Annotated in this window: 1 protein-coding gene; it reads left to right on the forward strand. The window is 70.5% G+C overall.

Features of this window, described 5'->3' with window-relative positions; translation table 11 throughout:
* Nucleotides 1-75: 75 nt before the first annotated feature.
* Nucleotides 76-552, forward strand: a 477-nt coding sequence (locus ABTU92_RS28875; protein ID WP_408095006.1) for a winged helix-turn-helix domain-containing protein, incomplete at its 3' end; no start/stop codon positions are given.

Genomic DNA, 552 nt, shown 5'->3' on the forward strand with positions numbered 1-552 from the left:
GCCTCTGTGACTGACTCGCTGGGGATTCCGGGGAGCGGGCGGATGTGATTCGCTCGGCGCGGGAGGATTCGCGCCATGGCGACAGCGGTTGCTCTGCGGACGGATTTCTCGGCGGCCGATCTGCGGCGGCTGGCGGCGGCGTCGAAGAACGCCAACCAGAGCCGGCGGCTGTTGTCGCTGGCGGCGGTCCGGGACGGCATGAACCGGACCGAGGCGGCCCGGATCGGGGGAATGGACCGGCAGACGCTGCGCGACTGGGTGCATCGATTCAACACCCAGGGCCCGGACGGCCTGCTGGATATCCCGTCGCAAGGTCCGAGCTCGCGGCTGACCGCCGCCCAGCTCGCGGAGTTGGCGCAGATCGTCGAGACCGGCCCGGACCCGGCCGTGCATGGCATGGTGCGCTGGCGCAGGGTCGATCTGAAGCGCCTGATCGCCGAACGCTTCGGGGTCGAGTATCACGAGCGGACGATCGGCAAGATCCTCGACGCGCTCGGCTTCTCCCACATCAGCGCGCGGCCGCGCCATCCGGCGCAGGACGCCGGGACGATC

The sequence above is a fragment of the Rhodoplanes sp. SY1 genome, from assembly GCF_046000175.1.
Lineage (GTDB): Bacteria > Pseudomonadota > Alphaproteobacteria > Rhizobiales > Xanthobacteraceae > Rhodoplanes.